General features: G+C 64.5%; 18 protein-coding genes. 13 read left to right on the top strand and 5 right to left on the bottom strand.

From position 1 onward, the window contains the following. Positions 1-13 precede the first annotated feature (13 nt). Complete coding sequence (locus EOA13_RS01175; RefSeq protein ID WP_127288998.1) at positions 14-430, bottom strand: VOC family protein; 417 nt, start codon at positions 428-430, stop codon at positions 14-16. 166 nt (positions 431-596) lie between these two features. Here EOA13_RS01175 and EOA13_RS01170 point away from each other — a divergent pair, with 166 nt between their 5' ends. The 6 genes from EOA13_RS01170 to lpxK all read left to right on the top strand — a co-directional run bounded on the left by EOA13_RS01170 (position 597) and on the right by lpxK (position 6228). Continuing rightward, positions 597-1940: a TldD/PmbA family protein gene (locus tag EOA13_RS01170; RefSeq protein WP_127288996.1), complete on the top strand. Its 1344-nt coding sequence runs from the start codon at positions 597-599 to the stop codon at positions 1938-1940. After that, a complete protein-coding gene (locus EOA13_RS01165; protein WP_127288994.1) occupies positions 1927-2742 on the top strand; it encodes a 3'(2'),5'-bisphosphate nucleotidase CysQ in 816 nt (271 codons plus the stop codon). The genes EOA13_RS01170 and EOA13_RS01165 overlap by 14 nt, the downstream gene beginning before the upstream one ends. Before the next feature lie 103 nt (positions 2743-2845). Next, positions 2846-3091 (top strand): DUF4170 domain-containing protein, encoded by a 246-nt coding sequence (locus EOA13_RS01160; RefSeq protein WP_127288992.1) that lies wholly within the window; start codon positions 2846-2848, stop codon positions 3089-3091. Between the two features lie 5 nt (positions 3092-3096). After that, on the top strand, positions 3097-3888 hold the full coding sequence (locus EOA13_RS01155; RefSeq protein WP_013532344.1) for a lysophospholipid acyltransferase family protein: 792 nt from the start codon (positions 3097-3099) through the stop codon (positions 3886-3888). After that, on the top strand, positions 3885-5201 hold the full coding sequence (waaA, locus tag EOA13_RS01150) for a lipid IV(A) 3-deoxy-D-manno-octulosonic acid transferase (protein WP_023813559.1): 1317 nt from the start codon (positions 3885-3887) through the stop codon (positions 5199-5201). Before EOA13_RS01155 ends, waaA begins: the two co-directional genes overlap by 4 nt. A 1-nt stretch (position 5202) precedes the next feature. Further along, positions 5203-6228 (top strand): tetraacyldisaccharide 4'-kinase, encoded by a 1026-nt coding sequence (gene lpxK / locus EOA13_RS01145; RefSeq protein WP_127288990.1) that lies wholly within the window; start codon positions 5203-5205, stop codon positions 6226-6228. Between the two features lie 120 nt (positions 6229-6348). Here lpxK and EOA13_RS01140 read toward each other — a convergent pair whose 3' ends face one another. Beyond that, positions 6349-6582 carry a DUF2093 domain-containing protein gene (locus EOA13_RS01140; protein WP_031213688.1) on the bottom strand — a complete coding sequence of 78 codons (234 nt, stop codon included), beginning with the start codon at positions 6580-6582 and terminating at the stop codon, positions 6349-6351. Between the two features lie 125 nt (positions 6583-6707). On the opposite strand from EOA13_RS01140, the gene EOA13_RS01135 reads away from it, so the two are divergent. After that, positions 6708-7295 carry a hypothetical protein gene (locus EOA13_RS01135; protein ID WP_127288988.1) on the top strand — a complete coding sequence of 196 codons (588 nt, stop codon included), beginning with the start codon at positions 6708-6710 and terminating at the stop codon, positions 7293-7295. 42 nt (positions 7296-7337) lie between these two features. Here the strand turns inward: EOA13_RS01135 and EOA13_RS01130 are convergent, their stop codons facing one another. Beyond that, positions 7338-8264, bottom strand: coding sequence for a LysR family transcriptional regulator (locus EOA13_RS01130; protein WP_127288986.1), 927 nt, complete (start codon positions 8262-8264; stop codon positions 7338-7340). A 91-nt stretch (positions 8265-8355) separates the two neighbouring features. Here EOA13_RS01130 and EOA13_RS01125 point away from each other — a divergent pair, with 91 nt between their 5' ends. The 4 genes from EOA13_RS01125 to EOA13_RS01110 all read left to right on the top strand — a co-directional run bounded on the left by EOA13_RS01125 (position 8356) and on the right by EOA13_RS01110 (position 11497). Further along, positions 8356-9249, top strand: a complete 894-nt coding sequence (locus EOA13_RS01125; RefSeq protein ID WP_127288984.1) for a DMT family transporter — start codon at positions 8356-8358, stop codon at positions 9247-9249. An 84-nt stretch (positions 9250-9333) separates the two neighbouring features. Continuing rightward, positions 9334-10209: an alpha/beta hydrolase gene (locus tag EOA13_RS01120; RefSeq protein ID WP_127288982.1), complete on the top strand. Its 876-nt coding sequence runs from the start codon at positions 9334-9336 to the stop codon at positions 10207-10209. 58 nt (positions 10210-10267) lie between these two features. Continuing rightward, on the top strand, positions 10268-10594 hold the full coding sequence (locus EOA13_RS01115; protein ID WP_023813566.1) for a hypothetical protein: 327 nt from the start codon (positions 10268-10270) through the stop codon (positions 10592-10594). Positions 10595-10606: 12 nt separating this feature from the next. Continuing rightward, the gene (locus tag EOA13_RS01110) at positions 10607-11497 is read left to right on the top strand and encodes an EamA family transporter (RefSeq protein ID WP_127288980.1); all 891 of its coding nucleotides are present in this window, start codon (positions 10607-10609) and stop codon (positions 11495-11497) included. 72 nt (positions 11498-11569) lie between these two features. On the opposite strand, the gene mutL is transcribed toward EOA13_RS01110, so the two are convergent. Together mutL and EOA13_RS01095 are read right to left on the bottom strand one after the other, a co-directional pair. Continuing rightward, on the bottom strand, positions 11570-13444 hold the full coding sequence (gene mutL, locus EOA13_RS01105) for a DNA mismatch repair endonuclease MutL (protein ID WP_127289403.1): 1875 nt from the start codon (positions 13442-13444) through the stop codon (positions 11570-11572). 276 nt (positions 13445-13720) lie between these two features. Next, complete coding sequence (locus EOA13_RS01095; RefSeq protein ID WP_127288978.1) at positions 13721-14623, bottom strand: LysR substrate-binding domain-containing protein; 903 nt, start codon at positions 14621-14623, stop codon at positions 13721-13723. 90 nt (positions 14624-14713) lie between these two features. Between EOA13_RS01095 and EOA13_RS01090 the strand changes: the two genes are divergently transcribed. After that, a complete protein-coding gene (locus EOA13_RS01090) occupies positions 14714-16264 on the top strand; it encodes a trimethylamine methyltransferase family protein (RefSeq protein ID WP_127288976.1) in 1551 nt (516 codons plus the stop codon). 43 nt (positions 16265-16307) lie between these two features. After that, positions 16308-17957 carry an ABC transporter substrate-binding protein gene (locus tag EOA13_RS01085; protein WP_127288974.1) on the top strand — a complete coding sequence of 550 codons (1650 nt, stop codon included), beginning with the start codon at positions 16308-16310 and terminating at the stop codon, positions 17955-17957. Positions 17958-18044: the final 87 nt, after the last annotated feature.

Below are 18044 nucleotides of genomic sequence, written 5' to 3'. Positions count from 1 at the left end.
TCATCGATCTGAGCTAGTGCGCGAAAACCTGCTCCAGTGAGCGAAAACCCTTGAATTCCAGGGCATTGCCCGAGGGGTCGCGGATGAACAGCGTTGCCTGTTCGCCGGGCTCGCCCTTGAAGCGGACCATCGGCCGTTCCAGCCAGTCGATGTCGTCGCGCGCCTCCAGCCGCGTCGCCAGACGCTGCCAGTCGTCCATCAGCAGCACGGCGCCGAAATGCGGGATTGGCACGACAATGCCGTCGACCTTGCCGTCATTGGAGGCCTGTGCGGCCTGCGGCCGCAGATGCGCCGACATCTGGTGGCCGTAAAGGTCGAAATCGACCCAGGTCGCTGACGACCGGCCGATCGCGCAGCCCAGCACCTCGCCATAGAAAACGCGGGTTTCATCGAGATCACGGACCGGGAAGGCGAGATGGAAAGGCGTCATCGAAATGCTCCGTGCAGGCTGCGAACCGATTTTGCGTCACAGGGTTGGCGATTTGAACCGTCCACCCTGCATTTTGATTGAAGCCTATGCCATTGCACAAGCCGGACCGGAACAATAGATGGGTGGGCAACGGCCGCACACCGGCCGCACCAGCAGGATTTCAGGCATGACCGATATATCAGACGCAGCAAAATTGACCGACCGCGTCGCGGCTCTGGTCGAGGCTGCAAAAAAGGCCGGCGCCGATGCCGCCGACGCGGTGGCCGTGCGCGGCCGCTCGACCGGCGTGTCGGTGCGTCTCGGCAAGGTCGAGGCTACCGAAGCCTCCGAGAGCGAGGATGTCGCGCTGCGCGTTTTCGTCGGCGGCCGCGTGGCGAGTGTCTCGGCTACAGCGGCGTCCGACCCGAAAACACTGGCCGAGCGCGCTGTGGCGATGGCGAAAGTGTCGCCGCAGGATCCTTATCAGGGGCTGGCCGACCCGGCATTGCTGGCCAAACAGACGCGCGATCTCGATCTGTTCGACGCCACCGAAGTGTCCGCCGACCAGTTGAAGGAAGCCGCATTGGCGGCGGAAGCGGCAGCGCTTGCCGTCAAGGGCGTGACCAATTCGGCCGGCGCCAGCGCCGGTGCGGGGCTGGGCGGCCTGGTGCTGGCCACCTCGCACGGCTTCCTCGGACACTATGTCGGTTCGCGTTTCTCGCGCTCGGCCAGCGTCATCGCCGGCGAGGGCACAGGCATGGAGCGCGACTATGAATTCTCCTCGCGCCAGCATTTTGCCGATCTCGATGCGCCCGAGGACATCGGCCGCAAGGCCGGTGAACGCGCCGTGCGCCGCATTGGCGCGCGCAAGGCGGCGACCGGGCCGGTCGACGTGGTTTTCGATCCGCGCGTCGCGCGCGGCATCGCCGGCCATCTTGCCGGCGCCATCAACGGCGCCTCGGTTGCGCGCAAGACCTCGTTCCTGCGCGACATGATGGGCAAGCAGGTGGCCGCGTCCGCCATCACCGTCACCGACGAGCCGCTCCGGCTGCGTGGCCAGGCCTCGCGGCCGTTCGACGGTGAAGGCGTCGAGGGCGAAAAGCTGTTGATGGTCGAGAAGGGCGTGCTCAACCACTGGTTCCTGTCGACCTCGGCTGCAAGGGAACTGGGCCTCGTCACCAACGGCCGCGGCGCGCGCGGCGGCTCCTCCGTGACGCCATCCTCCACCAATCTCGCCATCGAACCGGGCGAGCGGTCGCCGGAAGAGCTGATCAAATCGCTCAAGAGCGGCTTCTACGTCACCGAAGTGTTCGGCCAGGGCGTCGACATGATCACCGGCGAATACAGCCGTGGCGCCTCGGGTTTCTGGATCGAGAACGGTGAATTGGCTTATCCGGTCGCCGAGGTCACCATCGCCTCGAACCTGAAGACGATGTTCCTCAACATGGTGCCGGCCGATGACCTCGACCGCAATTTCGGCACCGCCGCCCCAACGCTCCTGATCGAAGGCATGACCCTTGCCGGAGCATGACCTGACCACTGGCGTGGCCATCTCCGGCGCCTCTGGGGACTTGCCGCTGCTGCGCGATGCCGCCCGCGAGGCGGGGCTCATCGCCATGCGCTACTTCGGCAACAGCCCGCAAGTCTGGATGAAGGGCGGCACATCGCCGGTGAGCGAGGCCGACCATGCCGCCGACGCCTATCTGCGCGAAACATTGCTGGCGGCGCGGCCGGATTATGGCTGGCTGTCGGAAGAAACAGTTGACGATCCGGTCCGGCTTTCGGCACGCCGCACCTTCGTCGTCGACCCGATCGACGGCACGCGCGGTTTTCTGGAAGGCCAGCGCACCTGGTGCGTCAGCGTCGCCGTCGTCGAGCGTGGCCGTACGCTGGCCGGCGTGCTGGAATGCCCGGCGATGGAGGAGACCTATTGGGCGCTGCCCGGCCAGGGTGCCTTCCGCAACGGCAAGCGCATTGCGGTTCGCCAGCTGGCGGACACGGCCGAGATTTCCGGGCTGAAGCAGTTGACCGACCTGATGCCGGCCGAATGGCAGGCGCGCCTGAAGCGGGCGCCCTACAGCCCTTCGCTCGCCTATCGACTGGCCATGATCGCCAATGGCTCGCTGGATGCGACTTTCGTCAAGCCCAATGCGCATGACTGGGATATTGCGGCGGCCGACCTCATCCTGCGCGAGGCCGGCGGCCAGCTGCTCGACCAGCATGGCCGTGCTCCGCTCTATGCCGGCGAGGTGACTCGTCACGGCGCCCTTGCTGCCGGCAGCGGTGAATTGCTGGCCGTGCTCGCCGGCGTCATCGCCGGTCTGGACGCGTGAAAGCGTTTTCCCGGGCGAGATGAATTCATCTCGCCCTAAAGGTTCCAAAGTCGGCGGCTTTGGTCTAGACCTGTCACAAACTCACGATATGTGAAGGACCGACATGGCCGCGGAAGACGGAAAGAAACAGCTTTTGCATCTGGTGTTCGGTGGCGAACTGAAGAAGCTTGGCGGTACCGAATTCCGCGATCTCGACGGGCTCGACATCGTCGGCATCTATCCCGACTATCAATCCGCGCACACGGCATGGAAAGCCAAGGCGCAAGCCAGCGTGGACAACGCCCACATGCGTTATTTCGTCGTTCATCTGCACCGGCTGCTGGACCCCGACAACAAGGCTTCCGGTTGACTTCGATGGAGCATGACCTGGCGAAAGGGCCAGCAAGCGATGCCGCGCCCACGGGCAGGGGACGCAGCCGCACGACCAAGGCCTTCTGGCGCAAGATTCGCCAACCGCTGGCGCAGTCGCGATTCGTCAAGAACGCCATCGCCAGCCTGTTCGCCCAGTTCGTCCGCTTCGTGCGCCTCACTAATCGCGTCGTGGAGGGCTCGGCGCGGTTTTCGGGCGGCGCCTATACCGAGTTCGAGCCTGGCATCATAGCCCTGTGGCACGGCCAGCATCTGCTGACGCCGGCCTACTACCCCAAGCGCAAGCCGCTGGTCGCCATGGTCTCACGCAGCGCCGATGCCGAGCTCAACGCGCTGATGCTGGAAAAATTCGGCATCGAGGCGGTGCGCGGCTCCGGCGGGCGGGAAAATGCCAGGCATCTCGACAAGGGTGGGGCAAAAGCGCTTATCGCCCTGAAAAAGTCGCTCGCCGTCGGCAAGAACGTCGCCATGATCGCAGATATTCCGCACGGCACGCCGCGAGACGCAGGGCTTGGCATCGTTCTCCTGGCCCGCCTCTCGGGCCGGCCGCTTGTGCCCGTCGCCATCACCACCAGCCGCCGCAAGGTGCTGGAGAAGAGCTGGGACAAGACCACCATCAACCTGCCGTTCGGCCGTTCGTCGATCGTCATCGGCCAGCCGATCTTCGTGGCGGCCGGCGCCGATGACGCCGAAATGGAGCGCAAGCGCCAGGAAGTGACGACCGCGCTCAATGCTGCGACTGCCGAGGCCTACCGTCTCGTGGATGCTCCGCGATGAGCGGCCGCTGGGCACGGGCCATGCTGTCGGCTTACCGGTTCGCGGGTGCGGCAGCCTATCCGCTGGTCGGGCCCTATGTTGCCTGGCGCACCTCGCGCGGCAAGGAAGACCGCTACCGCCGCCGCGAGCGCTATGGCGTCGCCGGCCGCGCGCGCCCCGACGGGCCGGTGATCTGGATCCATGCCGCGAGCGTCGGTGAGACCATAGCCGTCGTGCCGCTGGTCGAAAGCATTCTCGACTACGGCGTCAACATCGTGCTGACGACCGGCACGGTCACCTCGGCGCAGGTCGCCGACGAGCGGCTCGGTGATCGGATCATCCATCAATACGTACCGCTCGATCTCAAGCCGGCGGTCAGCCGGTTCCTCGATCACTGGCAGCCGGACCTGGCGATCATCGCCGAATCCGAGATCTGGCCGATGACCATCCTCGAGCTTGGCGCGCGCCGCGTGCCGCAGGTGCTGGTCAATGGCAGGCTGTCCGACCGCTCGTTCAAGTCGTGGAAGAAACGGGCCAACATCGCCGAGGCGTTGTTCGAGAACCTGGCTCACGTCGTGGCGCAGTCGGATGTCGATGGCGAGCGGTTTCTGGCGCTCGGCGCGCGGCCGGTCACCGTGTCGGGCAATCTCAAGGTCGATACCTCGCCGCCGCCCGTCGACGAACGGGCGCTGGCGACGCTGCGGCGGCAGATAGGCACGCGCCCGACCTGGGCGGCGATCTCGACCCATGACGGCGAGGAAGTGGTCGCGGCTGAAGTCCACGCGACGCTGCACAAGCGCCACCATGGCCTTCTGACGATCGTCGTTCCGCGTCATCCCGATCGCGGCGAGGCCCTTGCGGCGCAGATTTCCGGCTTGGGCCTGAAGGTCGCGCGGCGCAGCAAGGGCGACAGGATCGCCGCCGACACGGATATATTGCTCGGCGACACGATCGGCGAGATGGGGCTCTATCTCCGGCTGACAGAAATCGCCTTCGTCGGCCGCTCGCTGACCTCCGAGGGTGGCCAGAACCCGCTGGAGCCGGCCATGCTCGACACGGCGGTTCTCGCCGGGCGCAATGTTCAGAATTTTCGCGAGGCCTACCAGCGTCTCCTCGACAGCGGCGGCGCCAAGCTGGTGCGCGATCGCGACATGCTGGCCGGCGCCGTCAATTTCCTCCTGACCAACGAAGTGGCGCGCCACGAGATGATGGCGGCGGGTGTAGCGACCGTCGACGAGATGCGCGGCGCGCTGGCGCGCACGCTGAAATCGCTTGAGCCCTACATCCAGCCGCTGGTCGTCAAGTCGCGCCTGAAGGGCGCGAACGGGCGCTAGCGTGGCCTCCGAAGCACCACCATTCTGGTGGGAAGAGCCGGACTGGCGGGTCTTGGCGCTGTCGCCGCTATCGGCCATCTATGCCGCCGCCGCCGGCCGCGGCATGCGGCGGGCCAAGCGCGAGAAGATCGAAGCACCCGTTCTGTGCATCGGCAATTTCACGGTTGGCGGCACCGGCAAGACACCGGTGGCCATCGCGCTCGCCAAACAGGCCAAGCGCATGCGTCTCAAACCAGGCTTCCTGTCGCGCGGCCATGGCGGCTCCTTCGCCGAGCCGCATGTCGTCGATATCCATCACGACAGCGCCCGGCATGTCGGTGACGAACCGCTGCTGCTCGCCGAACACGCGCCGGTGGCGGTGACGCCGAACCGCGCCGCCGGCGCTCGGCTGCTGCTGGAACGGCATGGCTGCGATTTCCTGATCATGGATGATGGCTTCCAGAGCGCCCGCATCCACATCGATTATGCGCTGGTCGTCGTCGATGCGCGCTATGGGATCGGCAATGGCCGCGTCATTCCGGGCGGGCCGCTCAGGGCCAAAATCGTCGACCAGCTGGTCTTCACCAGCGGGCTGTTGAAAATGGGCGAGGGCACTGCCGCCGACGCCGTGGTCCGCCAGGCGGCACGCGCCGGCCGGCCAATCTTCGAGGCCCATATAGAGCCAAGCAGCAAGGCAGGGCTTGCCGGTAAGCGGTTCCTCGCCTTCGCCGGTATCGGCCATCCCGAGAAATTCTTCGACACGGTGCGCGAAGCCGGCGGCGAACTGGCATTGACGCGGCCGTTTCCGGACCATCATTTCTATGCCGAGGACGAACTTGCCGAGCTGGCGGCGACCGCGCACGCCGAAGGGCTGGTGCTCATCACCACCGCCAAGGACGCCGCCCGGCTGCGCCACGGCGCCTCACAGGACTTTCTCGACCGGCTCGAGGTGCTGGAGATCGACACTGTCTTCGAGCTCGATCACGTTCCCGAGCGCATCATCGACGAGACCCTCGATGCCTGGCGCCAGCGCAAGCTGAAAGGCTAAAGCAATTCCAGGAAAAGTGTGAAACGGGTTCCCCGGAAAAGCGCATAGCGCTTTCCCTTGGGAATTGCGTCAAAACAAAGAGATAGAGCGGTTCGCCGTTCCGTGAAACGGTGAACTGCTCTAACCGCGCTTACGCAGCTCCGGATGCATCTCGATTTCGCGGCGCAGCGAGGCGGTGGCGCTGATGTAGGGCTCCTGCCTGGCGACGCTCCAGTATTTCAACTCGTCGAGCGGAATGCTTTCGCCTGTCACCGCGCAGCGCACGAACGCGCCGGGACTGGTAACCTGGAAGTCGCCATCCAGATAGCGGATGCGGGCTTCCTTGCCGCCGGGGCCTTCGAAACGGTTCATCATGCGGGGACGCCAGGGTTCATGAGGATTTCATCGCCATAAATTCCCGGCGAGGTCAAGCATGCGACAAGCCTGAGACAATGCTGAACGCTTATTGTGAAGCGGAAAAATGGTGTTGGTGGGCCGCAATGGACATTTCCTCCACTCGTCTTCCCGCGTTGCTCAGGGAAGTGATGACGCCGCAGGCAGTGCCCTCGGGGCAGGCTGATCCAGTCATGACGGCACTGGTCAAGGCGCTGGTCCAACCGCCGGCGCCGTCTCTGCTTGCGCAACAGACAGCGCCAGCGCTGTTGACTTTGCCGGTCGCGCCGATGGCCGTCAAATCGCAGCAGATCGCATCGGCTGGCATCGTCGATGCCTATCTTGCCCAGCTTGAGACGGGCGAAGAGGCGGCGTTGGCAACGATCGCGGCGAGAAAGGCAGAACCCGAAGCCGAAACGCTGCGAGCCTTCTTGCCGCTTTCGACAACGGCCAATGACAATGCTCCTGCCAGGGTTGCGGGGCTGTCATTGCTGTCGCTTATCCCGCCGCAGGCTCCAGTCCCGCGCAACGCTGCCGCCCTGGGTACATTGGCGGGCAGGCACAGGCCGGCCAATCAATCCCATGGTGCGGTGCCGAACCCTGAGCAGTTGCTGGTGAAAATTGGCTTTGTTTCGATAATGGCCGGTTTTCTGGGAGCCGTGATCCTCGGGTTCGTTCTGTTGTTGCTTCGTTGAGCTTCGAATCGGCTGGTTCTCGATATATGCCCGGCGGAAGGCCTACCGCTCGGCTTCGATGAACGCCTCGATCTTTTCCGGCGCCAGCCCGGCCTCCGCCGCGATGCGGCGGGCGAGGTCGGCGGCGGCGGCACGCGGCCGCCCGATCGGCCGGTCGAGCCAGTAGGACACCGGATTGAGCGCGGTGCGCTCATCGACGGTGGTGATGCGGCCCGATTGCAATTGATGCCCGGTCAGGGGCGGGCGTGCCAGCGCGATACCCAGCCCATAGGCGGCGGCGTCGAGCACTAGATTGTAGTCCTCGAAGCGACGGTCCTGCGGGCGCGGGCGGTAATCCATGCCTTGCGCGGCAAACCAGGCGCGCCAGGCCGACGCGTCGGAATCGTTGATCAGCGGATATTTGAGCAGCCGGGCAGGATCGCCGCGGCCGATCTCGCGGGCAAGCCCGGGTGACGCGACGGGGAAGACATGTTCCTCGAAAAGCTGCACCGAGACGCGGCCCGGAATGCCGCCGCGTCCACAGCGGATGGAGAGATCGATGCCCTCATCGGCAAGATCGGCCTGGCGGATGTCGACATCGAGCACGATGCGCAGCTTCGAGGGATTGTTTTCCAGAGCCGCCATGCGCGGCATCAGCCACAGTCCGCTGACCGAGGGGATCGAGGTCAGCCGCACCACGGCGGTGCCACGCGGCTCGACCCAGCGGTCGGAATGGGTCGATATCAGCGCAAAAGCTTCCGCCGTGCGCAGATGCAGCCGGTTCCCCTCGATCGTCAGCGAGACGCCGCGCGCACCACGGTCGAAGACTTTCAATCCCAGCCAGTCCTCGAGCTTGGCGATCTGCCGGCTGACGGCGCCATGGGTGATGTTGAGCTTTTCGGCGGCCGCCGAAAAGCTGCCTGTCCGCGCCGCCGCATCGAAGGCGCGCAGCGTCTCGAGCGGCACCATTGTGTCCGAGCTGTGATCCATAGTCACAGGTGATCCTCGATTTGGTCGTTTGTCAACCGGCCTGAAATGGCGTTTCCTGCCTTTCAGGACCGAAGAGTGCGAGGGTAGTGAGATGAACGCAATGACGGGCACGTTGAATTCGACACAGCGGATGGACACCACGGCAGCCATTGCTGTCGCGCTGACGGTGGTCGGCTGGGCTTCTGCCTTTCCCGCCATCCGAGCCGGTCTCGCCGCGTTCGGACCGCTGGAACTCGGCGCGTTGCGCTTTGCCATCGCCGCGGTGCCGGCGGCGATCTTCCTCGCCGTCAAGCGCCCGGAGCTGCCCAGGCTGAACGAAGTGTGGCGCTTGGTCTTCGGCGGCGCCATCTTCGTCGCGCTCTACACCGTCATGCTCAATTTCGGCGAACTGACCGTCTCGGCCGGTGCCGCCGGCTTCATCATCAATGTCAGCCCGATCTTCACCGCCATCATGGCGATGGTCCTGCTGGGCGAGCGCTTTTCGGGCATGGCCTGGGCCGGCACGGTGATTTCCTTCGCCGGCATAGGCGTCATCGCCATGGCCGACGGGCATGGCCTGTCATTTAACACCGGTGCTCTTCTGGTGCTTGGCTCGGCCTTGTGCTCGGCCGTCAACACCATCGTCCAGAAGCCGCTGTTTGCCCGCCATCATCCGTTGACCATTTCCGCTTCGAACATGGTGCTCGGCGCACTATGCCTGGCGCCCTTCCTGCCGTCGGCCTTTTCGCAGGCGGCGGTTGCCGACACGGCAGGCCTCGGCGCCGTCATCTTTCTTGGCATCGTGCCCAGCCTGATCGCCTATGCCGCCTGGGCGACCGCGCTGTCGCGTCTGCCCGCCGCACGTGCCTCCAACTTCCTCTATCTGGTCTCGCCGATGTCCGCGCTGATCGGCTTCTTCTGGCTGGGCGAAGTCCCCACGCTGCTCGGCATAATCGGGGGCGCGCTGGCCCTGGGCGGTGTCATCGTGGTGAATTTGAAGAGATGAATATTGCCGTCCGTCCGCTTCCCTCATTCGGAACGATCCCTCGGTCAAAGGCGTTTAGCCGGTGTTTATTCGACGGAGGTCCGAATGCCGGGTGCAACGACGCACCGACGCATGCAACTGGATGATCTATCCATTTTCTATCGCGAGGCAGGGCCGCCAGAAGCACCTGTCTTGCTCTTGCCGCACGGCTATCCCTGCTCTTCGTTCCAATTCCGCCGACTGATGCCGGCGCTCGCCCACCGCTGGCGAACGATTGCATTCGACTGGCCGGGCTTCGGATACAGTGGCACACCAGATCCGGCCGCCTTTGGCTATGATTTCGACGCCTATTCCGACGTGCTTTCCAAACTTGCCGGTGAATTCGGTCTCGAACGCTACGCCTTGTGGCTGCATGATTATGGCTCGCAGATAGGACTCCGGCATGCGATCTCGCACCCGGAGCGGATCAGCGCCCTGATCATCCAGAACGGCGACATCTACGAGGACGTGCTTGGTCCGAAATACGCCACGATCAAGGCTTGGTGGACCGACAAGACGCCCGACAAGCACCGTCCGCTCGAGGCCGCGGTAAGTGAGGACGGGTTCCGGGCCGAGTTCATCGGAGAAGTGGCTGACGACATCGCCACGCGCGTGGCGCCCGATCTCTGGAGCCTTCACTGGCCACTGATGAACACGCCGGTTCGTCGGCGGATCGCCGTCGGTCTGATGGAGAAGCTGGAAGCCAATCTCACCTGGTTTCCGCGCTACCAGGCTTATTTGCGTGAACACCATCCGCCCACGCTGATCCTTTGGGGGCCAGAGGATGGCTATATGCCCGCGGCGTCGGCACGGGCCTATCATCGCGATCTGCCCGATGCGGAACTGCATCTGATCGAGGGGGCGGGTCACTGGCTGCTCGAGACACATTTCGACGACGCGCTGCCGCTGGTCCGCGATTTCCTGGCTCGTGTTCACGGCTGATCTCACCCGGCGCCGCTTGCTGCGCTCAGTTGTTGTCCCCTGTCTGAAGGAGAACCTCATGCCGACCAAACCGACCATCGCGCGCATCTGGCGCGGTCGCACCCGCCGCGACGTCGCCGACGCCTATGAGCCATACCTGCGTGCCGAGGGTATTCCGCCCCTTGAGAAGACGGCGCTTGGCGTCCAATTGCTGCGCGAAGACCGCGATGCCGAGACGTGGTTCACAACCATCTCGTATTGGGCCGACATGCAAGCGATGACGGCCTTTACCAGAGGCGAACCGACCAAAGTCCATCATCTGGACCGCGATGCCGAGTTCCTGATCGAGCTGCCGGAGCGGATCGACATCCACCGGATACTTGTCGATCGTCAGGGACTGCGCTGAGCGGCGAATCTGGTGGTTCGCAATCTCGCCTTCTTCGCGGTGATGTCGCTGATCTGGGGGCTGACCTGGGCGGCGATCAAGCTCGGTCTCAATGACGTGCCTCCGCTACTGCTGGCGGCGGCGCGCTATTTGCTGACCGCCGCGCTTCTGGCAACAGCGGTGCGTGGAGCCGGCGCGGCATTCGCCCACGGGCGAACGGGGCGGACGGTGGTCTCGGCATTGCTGGTCAATACCGGCACCTACGGTCTGCTTTTCTGGGGAATGCAGCACGTGCCCTCGGGATTGTCGGGGCTGGTCAACCTGGCGCTGATCCCGATCCTGCTGTTCGCGATTGCCGCATTCACCGGCGAGGAGCGACCGACCTGGCGCCACGCTTCCGCGCTCGCTATCGGCAGCATCGGGCTGGTTGGGCTGTTCTGGACGCGGCTTGGCGCGGGAAGCGGTTCGAGCGGCATCGGGCTCGCTGCGATCGTCGTTGCGACCGCCTGTTATTGCTTCGGCAGCGTGGTTTCGCGCCCGCTGGTGGGCGCGGTCAAACCACTGGCGCTGACAATGGTCCAGGCTGCGATCGGCGGTGTTGCACTGCTTGCGCTGTCGCTCGTGCTGGAGCCGATCTCGGGTGAGACGCTCGAGGCGCTGCACACGCCGGCCGCCATCGGCAGTCTGCTGTTCCTGTCGCTGTTTGGCACGATCGTCGCCTATACGCTCTATCTCGTGCTGATGCGTGATTGGGGCACCGTCCGTGCCGGGCTCTACGCCTTCGTTTCGCCGATCGTCGCTTTAGCGGCCGGAGCCTGGCTCTTCGGCGAGGCGGTCGGCTGGGCTGAAATCGCCGGTGCGATCCTCCTGCTGGCGGCGGCTGCGATCGCGCTGCTCAGGCCGCCAGGCGAAAATCGCGGGTGACCGCATCGTCGGCCGATCTCCTTGGCTTACCGGTCTCAAGCGGTGAAGCGATGGCCCGCAATCCGTCCGCAGCTATCGCCGCCCGAAAAGCCGTTCGATATCCGCCAGCTTGAGTTCGATGTAGGTCGGGCGACCGTGATTGCAGGTGCCCGAGCCGGGCGTCGCCTCCATCTGCCGCAGCAGGGCATTCATCTCCTCGGCCTTGAGCAGGCGGCCGGAGCGCACAGAGCCGTGGCAGGCCATGGTCGCGGCTATTTTGTCCAGCCGCTCCTTCAGCGTGTCGACCGTGTCATTGTCGGCGATCTCGTCGGCGAGGTCGCGCACCAATTGCCCGACATTGGTCTCGCCCAGCATCGACGGCGTCTCGCGCACCGCGACGGCGCCGGGGCCGAAGCGCTCGATGCCGAGACCGAAGCGGGCCAGCGTTTCCGAATGCAGCGCAAGCCGCTCGGCATCCTCCTCCGGCAGGTCGATGATCTCGGGCAGAAGCAGCATCTGCGAGGGCACCGGGCGCGAGTGCAGCGCATTCTTCAGCGCCTCGTAGACCAGCCGTTCATGCGCCGCATGCTGGTCGACGATGATGAGCGAATCCCTGGTCTGGGCGACGATGTAGTTCTCATGCACCTGGGCGCGCGCCGCGCCCAGCACCGCTCCGAGCAGGGTCTCGGCCGCTTCATCCTGCCCTGCGCGTGCATCGGCGCTGGCAAGCGGACCGGCATCGAAAGCCGCTTGCTCGTTTTCACGCAAGCCGCGCTGCTGGAAGCCCGCACCCTCGAAACCCATATCGAGCGGCCGCTGCGACGACCGGGCGGGATCGAAGCCGGACGGACCCGACGCGCGGTAGGCCGCGTCGTAGCTGCGGTGGCCGTTTGCCGGTCCGCCGTGGCCGTAGGATGCAGCCCCTGGCCGGAACGCCGCCATCATGCCGGCGGCCCCCGTGGTGGCGGCGCGGACGCCGGCATCGGCCAGTGCCTGTCGGATTGCCCCGACGATCAGTCCGCGCACAAGGCCGGGATCGCGGAAGCGCACATCGGCCTTGGCCGGATGAACATTGACGTCGACGATGGCCGGGTCGAGCGTCAGGAACAGCACCGTCACCGCATGGCGGTCGCGCGGCAGGACGTCGGCATAGGCACCGCGTATGGCGCCGGCGATCAGTTTGTCGCGCACCGGACGGCCGTTCACATAGGCATATTGCTGCAGCGCGTTGGCGCGGGTGAAGGACGGGACCGACACGTGGCCGGTCAGATGCACGCCTTCGCGCATCGCGTCGAGGGCAATGGAATTATCCGGAAAATCGGCACCCATCACCTGAGCGACACGGCGCAGGCTGCCTGCCGCGTTGTCATCCGCCGCCGGCAATTCCAGCGTCGGGCGGTCCGAGCCGGCCAGCGTGAAGCGCACGGCGGGGAAGGCGATGGCGATGCGCTTGACCACATCGCTGGTGGCCGAGCTTTCGGCGCGCTCGCCCTTCATGAACTTCAATCGGGCCGGCGTTGCGAAGAACAGGTCGCGCACCTCGACCGTGGTGCCGCGATTGGCCGCCGCCGGCCTGACAGGCAGGGCGCGGCCACCCTCGATGCCGATCTCGGCGGCGCTGTCACTTGCCGCCGTGCGCGAGCGGATCGACAGTCGCGACACCGAGCCGATCGACGGCAGCGCCTCGCCGCGGAAGCCCAGCGAGCGGATGTCGTTGATATCCTCGGTCAGCTTGGAGGTGCAGTGACGTGCGATCGCCAGCGCCAGCTCCCGTTCGGGAATGCCGGAGCCGTCATCGGTGACGCGGATCAGGTTCAGCCCGCCGCCGGCCGTGACGATCTCGACGCGCGAAGCACCGGCATCGAGCGCATTCTCGACCAGTTCCTTGACCACGCTCGCCGGACGCTCGATGACTTCGCCGGCGGCGATCTGGTTGATCATCGTTTCGGAAAGCTGGCGGATGGGCATGGCAGCACTATAGGCGGATTCGACGCCGATGAGGAAGCATTCGATGTCGGCGGAATAGCGATGATGCTGGCGGGACAGCACCCCCCTCTGGCCTGCCGGCCATCTCCCCCGCAAGGAGGGAGATCGGATGTCGCCACGGCTTTCGCCAATCTGCAGCGCTGCAGGAAGGGCGGCGAGGCTGGAACTGCCAATCTCCCCACTTGCGGGGGAGATGTCCGGCTGGACAGAGGGGGGTGCTGTCCCGCCGACTTCCAAGGGATTGGGAGGCACTGCCTCTCACGCCTGAGCCGCCAGCCAGTCGCGCACCTTGCGGGCGTTGTCGCTGAGTTCCCGGTTCTTCGGCCAGACGACATAGAACGCCTTGCCGGTCTTCAGCACATGATCCGTCACCGGCACCAGCAAGCCCGACGCCAGCAACCGCTCGGCGAGGTGCCGCCAGCCGAGCGCGATGCCTTGGCCTTCCATGACGCCCTGGATCACCAGGCCGTAATCGTTGATGCGCAGGCCGCGCGCGGTATCGCTGAGATTGGCGCCCGCCGACTGGAACCATTCGTCCCAGCTGGCCGCCTCGCGATACGGCTCCTCCAGATGAATGAGGCGGTGCGTGGCCAGTTCGGCAGCGGATTTGGGCAGGCCGAACTTTGCCGCATAGCTGGTGCCGGCGACGGGAAATATCTCCTCGTCAGCCAGCGGCAACGAGTGATAGTCCGGCCAGTCCCGCGGCGCGCCGCCGCGCACGCCGAGCGGAATGCCTTCGGCGATGATGTCGAGGTCGCGGTCGGCGGTCTGGATACGCAGGTCGATGCCCGGCAGTTCGTCGCGGAACTGCTGCAGGCGCGGCATCATCCAGAACGAGCCGAACGCGGTCGAGGCAGCCAGCGTGACATGACCGCCGGTTGCCTGCAGGCGCAGATCCTCCGCCGATTTGCGGATGTGCGAAAGCCCCAGCGAGACGTCGGCATGGAAGCGCTCGCCGGCCTCGGTCAGGAGAACCTGGCGATGGCGGCGCTGGAACAGCTTGGCGCCCAGCTGTTCTTCCAGCCCGCGCACGGCATAGGAGACGGCGGCCTGCGTCATGCCGAGTTCGCGCCCGGCCGCGGTGAAGCTCGACAGCCGCCCCGCCGCCTCGAAGACGATCAGGCTGCCGGCCGAGGGCAGGAGGTGGCGCAGGCTTCGCATAAGCTGAGCTTATACAAGAGATCAGGATTTTCCAGCGTCACATCACCATTTTGTCGCGCTAGGCTCCTTCATGAGTGGAATGGAGTTGCCATGAACGCACCGGCCCCTGAAGTGACCGAACATGCCAACCGCCGCAGTGGCGGCCGCCTGGGGCGCAAGGCGCTGCGCGGAGCCCCTGTAACGTCGTTCCCGACCCTGGTCCGCCAGATCCCCGTCTACCAGATGGTCCCCGATGAGGCGGTCGAGCTGATCCACGAGGAGTCGCTCTTGATCCTCGAAGAGGTGGGATGCGAATTCCGCGACGACGAGGCTATCGCGCTGTGGAAGGCGGCGGGCGCGGATGTCTCGGAAACTCGTGTGCGGATCGACCGGGCCCTGCTGATGGAACTGCTATCGAAGGTCCCGTCGGAGTTCACGCTCAATGCGAGGAATCCGCAGCGTACGGTGCGGGTGGGCGGCAACAATACCATCTTCGTGCCGATGTATGGCGCGCCCTATGTGCGTGACCTCGACAACAACAGGCGCTACGGCACGCTGGCCGACCTCAACAATTTCCACAAGCTCGCCTACATGGCGCCGGCGCTGCATTCATCGAGTTCGGTCATTTGCGAGCCGATGGAAATCGCGGTACCGAAGCGTCACCTCCACATCATCCATTCCGCGCTTAAGCATTCCGACAAGCCGTTCATGGGCATCGTCACGTCCAAGGAGCGGGCGGAAGACACGATGGCGATGGCGGGCATCGTGTTCGGCGAGGATTACGTCCGCGACAATCCGGTCCTGGTGTCGATCACCAACTGCAATTCGCCGCTGGTGTGGGACGCCACCATGCTGGACGCGATGAAGGTCTATGCCCGAAGCAACCAGCCGCTGATCCTCGCACCCTTCGCACTGTGCGGCGCCTCGACTTCGGCGTCCGCCGTGGGCGCGGTTGCGCAGGTCAATGCGGAAGCGCTGGCGGGCGTCGCCTTCACGCAACTGCTGCGCCCAGGGTCGCCGCAGATCTACGGGCAGTTCATGGTCACGGTGGACATGAAGACCGGCGCTCCGATGGGCGGCACGCCCGAGGCGGCGCAGATGATGTATCTGATGGGAGCCTTGGCGCGGAAATACCGGCTGCCGTGGCGCACGTCCGGCTTTCATGTCGGGTCGAAGCTCAACGACGCCCAGGCGGGTTACGAGGCGAACATGCTGATGCATGCCGCCATACTCGCCGGCGCCAACTATATCTGGCACTCCGCCGGGTGGCTCGAGGCCGGCCTGACCTGCGGCTATTCGAAATTCGCCACCGATTGCGAACAGCTCATCGGCTGGTACAAATATGCCGGCGGTCTGCCGTTCGACGATTTCAAGGAAGCCATGGCGGCCATCCGCGAGGTCGGACCGCAGGGCCATTTCCTCGGCACCCAGCATACGCTCGAACATTTCGAATCCGCCTTCTTCATGCCCTCGATCATGGACTTCAATTCGTTCGAACAGTGGAAGGCGGAAGGGGCGAAGGACCACGACACGCGCGGCCGCGAGAAGGCGCGCAACATGCTGGCGGATTACGAGGAGCCGAAGCTCGACGAAGGCATCGCCGATGGCCTGATGGATTTCATCGCGCGGCGCGAGGAGAGACTGCCGGACAGCGTCAGTTGAGGCGAAGACCCAAGATCAAAGGGAACCAGACGGGAGGAAAAAAATGGCATTCTTCAGAAGCAGTGGCGATCGCGTGCCGAGCGCTATCGAGGCAATGGCGGTCGAAGCACGCGCGGGTCGTGTCGACCGGCGCGAGTTCCTGGCGCTGGCAAGCGCCTTCGGCGCATCGACGGCGCTTGCCTATGGCATGATCGGTCTTGCCGTGCCGGATCGGGCCTTGGCCGAAGAGCCGAAGAAAGGCGGAACGCTGCGCGTCTCGATGTCGGTGAAGGGGCAGAAGGATCCGCGCACCTACGACTGGGTTGAGCTGGCGAACATTTCGCGTTGCTGGCTGGAGCCGCTTGTCCGCTATACTAGGCAGTTCACCTTCGAACCGGTCCTGCTCGAAAGCTGGGATATCAATGACGACGCCACCGAATACGTGCTGCATGTGCGCAAGGGCATCACATGGAACAATGGCGATGCTTTCAACGCCGATGACGTCGCTCACAATCTGACGCGTTGGTGCGAGAAGAATGTCGCCGGCAATTCCATGGCAGCCCGGGTCGGCGCGCTGATCGACGCAAAGACCGGCAAGGCCAGGGATGGCGCAATCACCAAGGTCGACGACAACACGGTCAAGCTGAAGCTAAGCGAACCAGACATTTCACTGATCCCGAATTTCACCGACTATCCGGCACTCGTCGTCCATCGCAACTTCGATGCCGAGGGTGCCGATCCGATCAAGAAGCCGATCGGCACCGGACCGTTCGAACTGGTCTCCTACGATGTCGGCCAGAAGGCGGTCGTCAAGCGCCGTGAGAATGGCAAATGGTGGGGTGGTGAAGCGCCGCTCGACAGCGTCGAGTTCATCGACTACGGCACCGATTTCAACGCCACCGTGAACGCGTTCGAATCCGGTGAGATCGACCTCAATTTCGAGTCGCCCGCCGACTTCATCGACATTCTCGACAAGATGGATCTGGTGAAATCGGAGGTGGCGACGGCGACGACGCTGGTTGCCCGCACCAACATCACTCACAAGCCCTATGACGACAAACGGGTGCGCAACGCCCTGCAAATGGCCGTCGACAACAATGCGGTCCTCCAACTTGGTTATGCCGGGCGAGGCACCCCTGGCGAGAACCACCACGTTGCCTCGATCCACCCGGAATACTATCCGCTGCCCAAGAAGACACGCGACGCCGCCGGCGCCAAGAAGCTGATGGCGGAAGCCGGACAGGCTGACTTCGAGCATGAGCTGATCACCATCGAGGACGATTGGCAGAAGAATACCGGCGACGCCATTGCCGGCCAGCTGCGCGATGCCGGAATCAAGGTGAAGCGCACGGTGCTGCCGGGTTCGACCTTCTGGAACGACTGGACGAAATATCCCTATTCGATGACGATCTGGTACATGCGCCCGCTTGGCGTCCAGGTGCTGGCGCTCGGCTATCGCACCGGCGAGGCCTGGAATGAATCGGCATATTCCAACCCCGATTTCGACGCCAAGCTCAAGCAGGCGCTATCGCTCATCGACGTGGAGAAACGACGCGAGGTCATGAAGGATGTCGAGCAGATCCTGCAGGATTCGGGCGTCATTATTCAGCCGTTCTGGCAGAAGCTCTACAGCCACCAGAACAAGAAGGTGAAGAACTATGGTGTCCACCAGACATTCGAGATGGACCTTCAGAACGTCTGGCTGGACGGCTGAAACAAGGCGCGGCAGGACTTCATGAGCCGTAAAAAAGCCGATATGCAGGATACGTGGTATTGATAGGCTCAAGCCATCAAAAGCCGG

The organism is Mesorhizobium sp. M7A.F.Ca.US.011.01.1.1, assembly GCF_003998295.1.
GTDB lineage: Bacteria > Pseudomonadota > Alphaproteobacteria > Rhizobiales > Rhizobiaceae > Mesorhizobium.
Note: the sequence above shows the minus strand (reverse complement) of the source record. Positions and strands in the feature narration are given on the sequence as shown.

Bases quoted from the DNA above. Each gene is read 5' to 3' on its own strand.
- mutL (WP_127289403.1), bottom strand. From the start codon at position 13,444: ATGCCCATCCGCCAGCTTTCCGAAACGATGATCAACCAGATCGCCGCC.
- EOA13_RS01135 (WP_127288988.1), top strand. From the start codon at position 6,708: ATGGACATTTCCTCCACTCGTCTTCCCGCGTTGCTCAGGGAAGTGATG.
- waaA (WP_023813559.1), top strand. From the start codon at position 3,885: ATGAGCGGCCGCTGGGCACGGGCCATGCTGTCGGCTTACCGGTTCGCG.
- EOA13_RS01160 (WP_127288992.1), top strand. From the start codon at position 2,846: ATGGCCGCGGAAGACGGAAAGAAACAGCTTTTGCATCTGGTGTTCGGT.
- EOA13_RS01140 (WP_031213688.1), bottom strand. From the start codon at position 6,582: ATGATGAACCGTTTCGAAGGCCCCGGCGGCAAGGAAGCCCGCATCCGC.
- EOA13_RS01170 (WP_127288996.1), top strand. From the start codon at position 597: ATGACCGATATATCAGACGCAGCAAAATTGACCGACCGCGTCGCGGCT.
- EOA13_RS01085 (WP_127288974.1), top strand. From the start codon at position 16,308: ATGGCATTCTTCAGAAGCAGTGGCGATCGCGTGCCGAGCGCTATCGAG.
- EOA13_RS01120 (WP_127288982.1), top strand. From the start codon at position 9,334: ATGCCGGGTGCAACGACGCACCGACGCATGCAACTGGATGATCTATCC.
- EOA13_RS01175 (WP_127288998.1), bottom strand. From the start codon at position 430: ATGACGCCTTTCCATCTCGCCTTCCCGGTCCGTGATCTCGATGAAACC.
- EOA13_RS01095 (WP_127288978.1), bottom strand. From the start codon at position 14,623: ATGCGAAGCCTGCGCCACCTCCTGCCCTCGGCCGGCAGCCTGATCGTC.
- EOA13_RS01125 (WP_127288984.1), top strand. From the start codon at position 8,356: ATGAACGCAATGACGGGCACGTTGAATTCGACACAGCGGATGGACACC.
- EOA13_RS01115 (WP_023813566.1), top strand. From the start codon at position 10,268: ATGCCGACCAAACCGACCATCGCGCGCATCTGGCGCGGTCGCACCCGC.
- EOA13_RS01130 (WP_127288986.1), bottom strand. From the start codon at position 8,264: ATGGATCACAGCTCGGACACAATGGTGCCGCTCGAGACGCTGCGCGCC.
- EOA13_RS01155 (WP_013532344.1), top strand. From the start codon at position 3,097: ATGGAGCATGACCTGGCGAAAGGGCCAGCAAGCGATGCCGCGCCCACG.
- EOA13_RS01090 (WP_127288976.1), top strand. From the start codon at position 14,714: ATGAACGCACCGGCCCCTGAAGTGACCGAACATGCCAACCGCCGCAGT.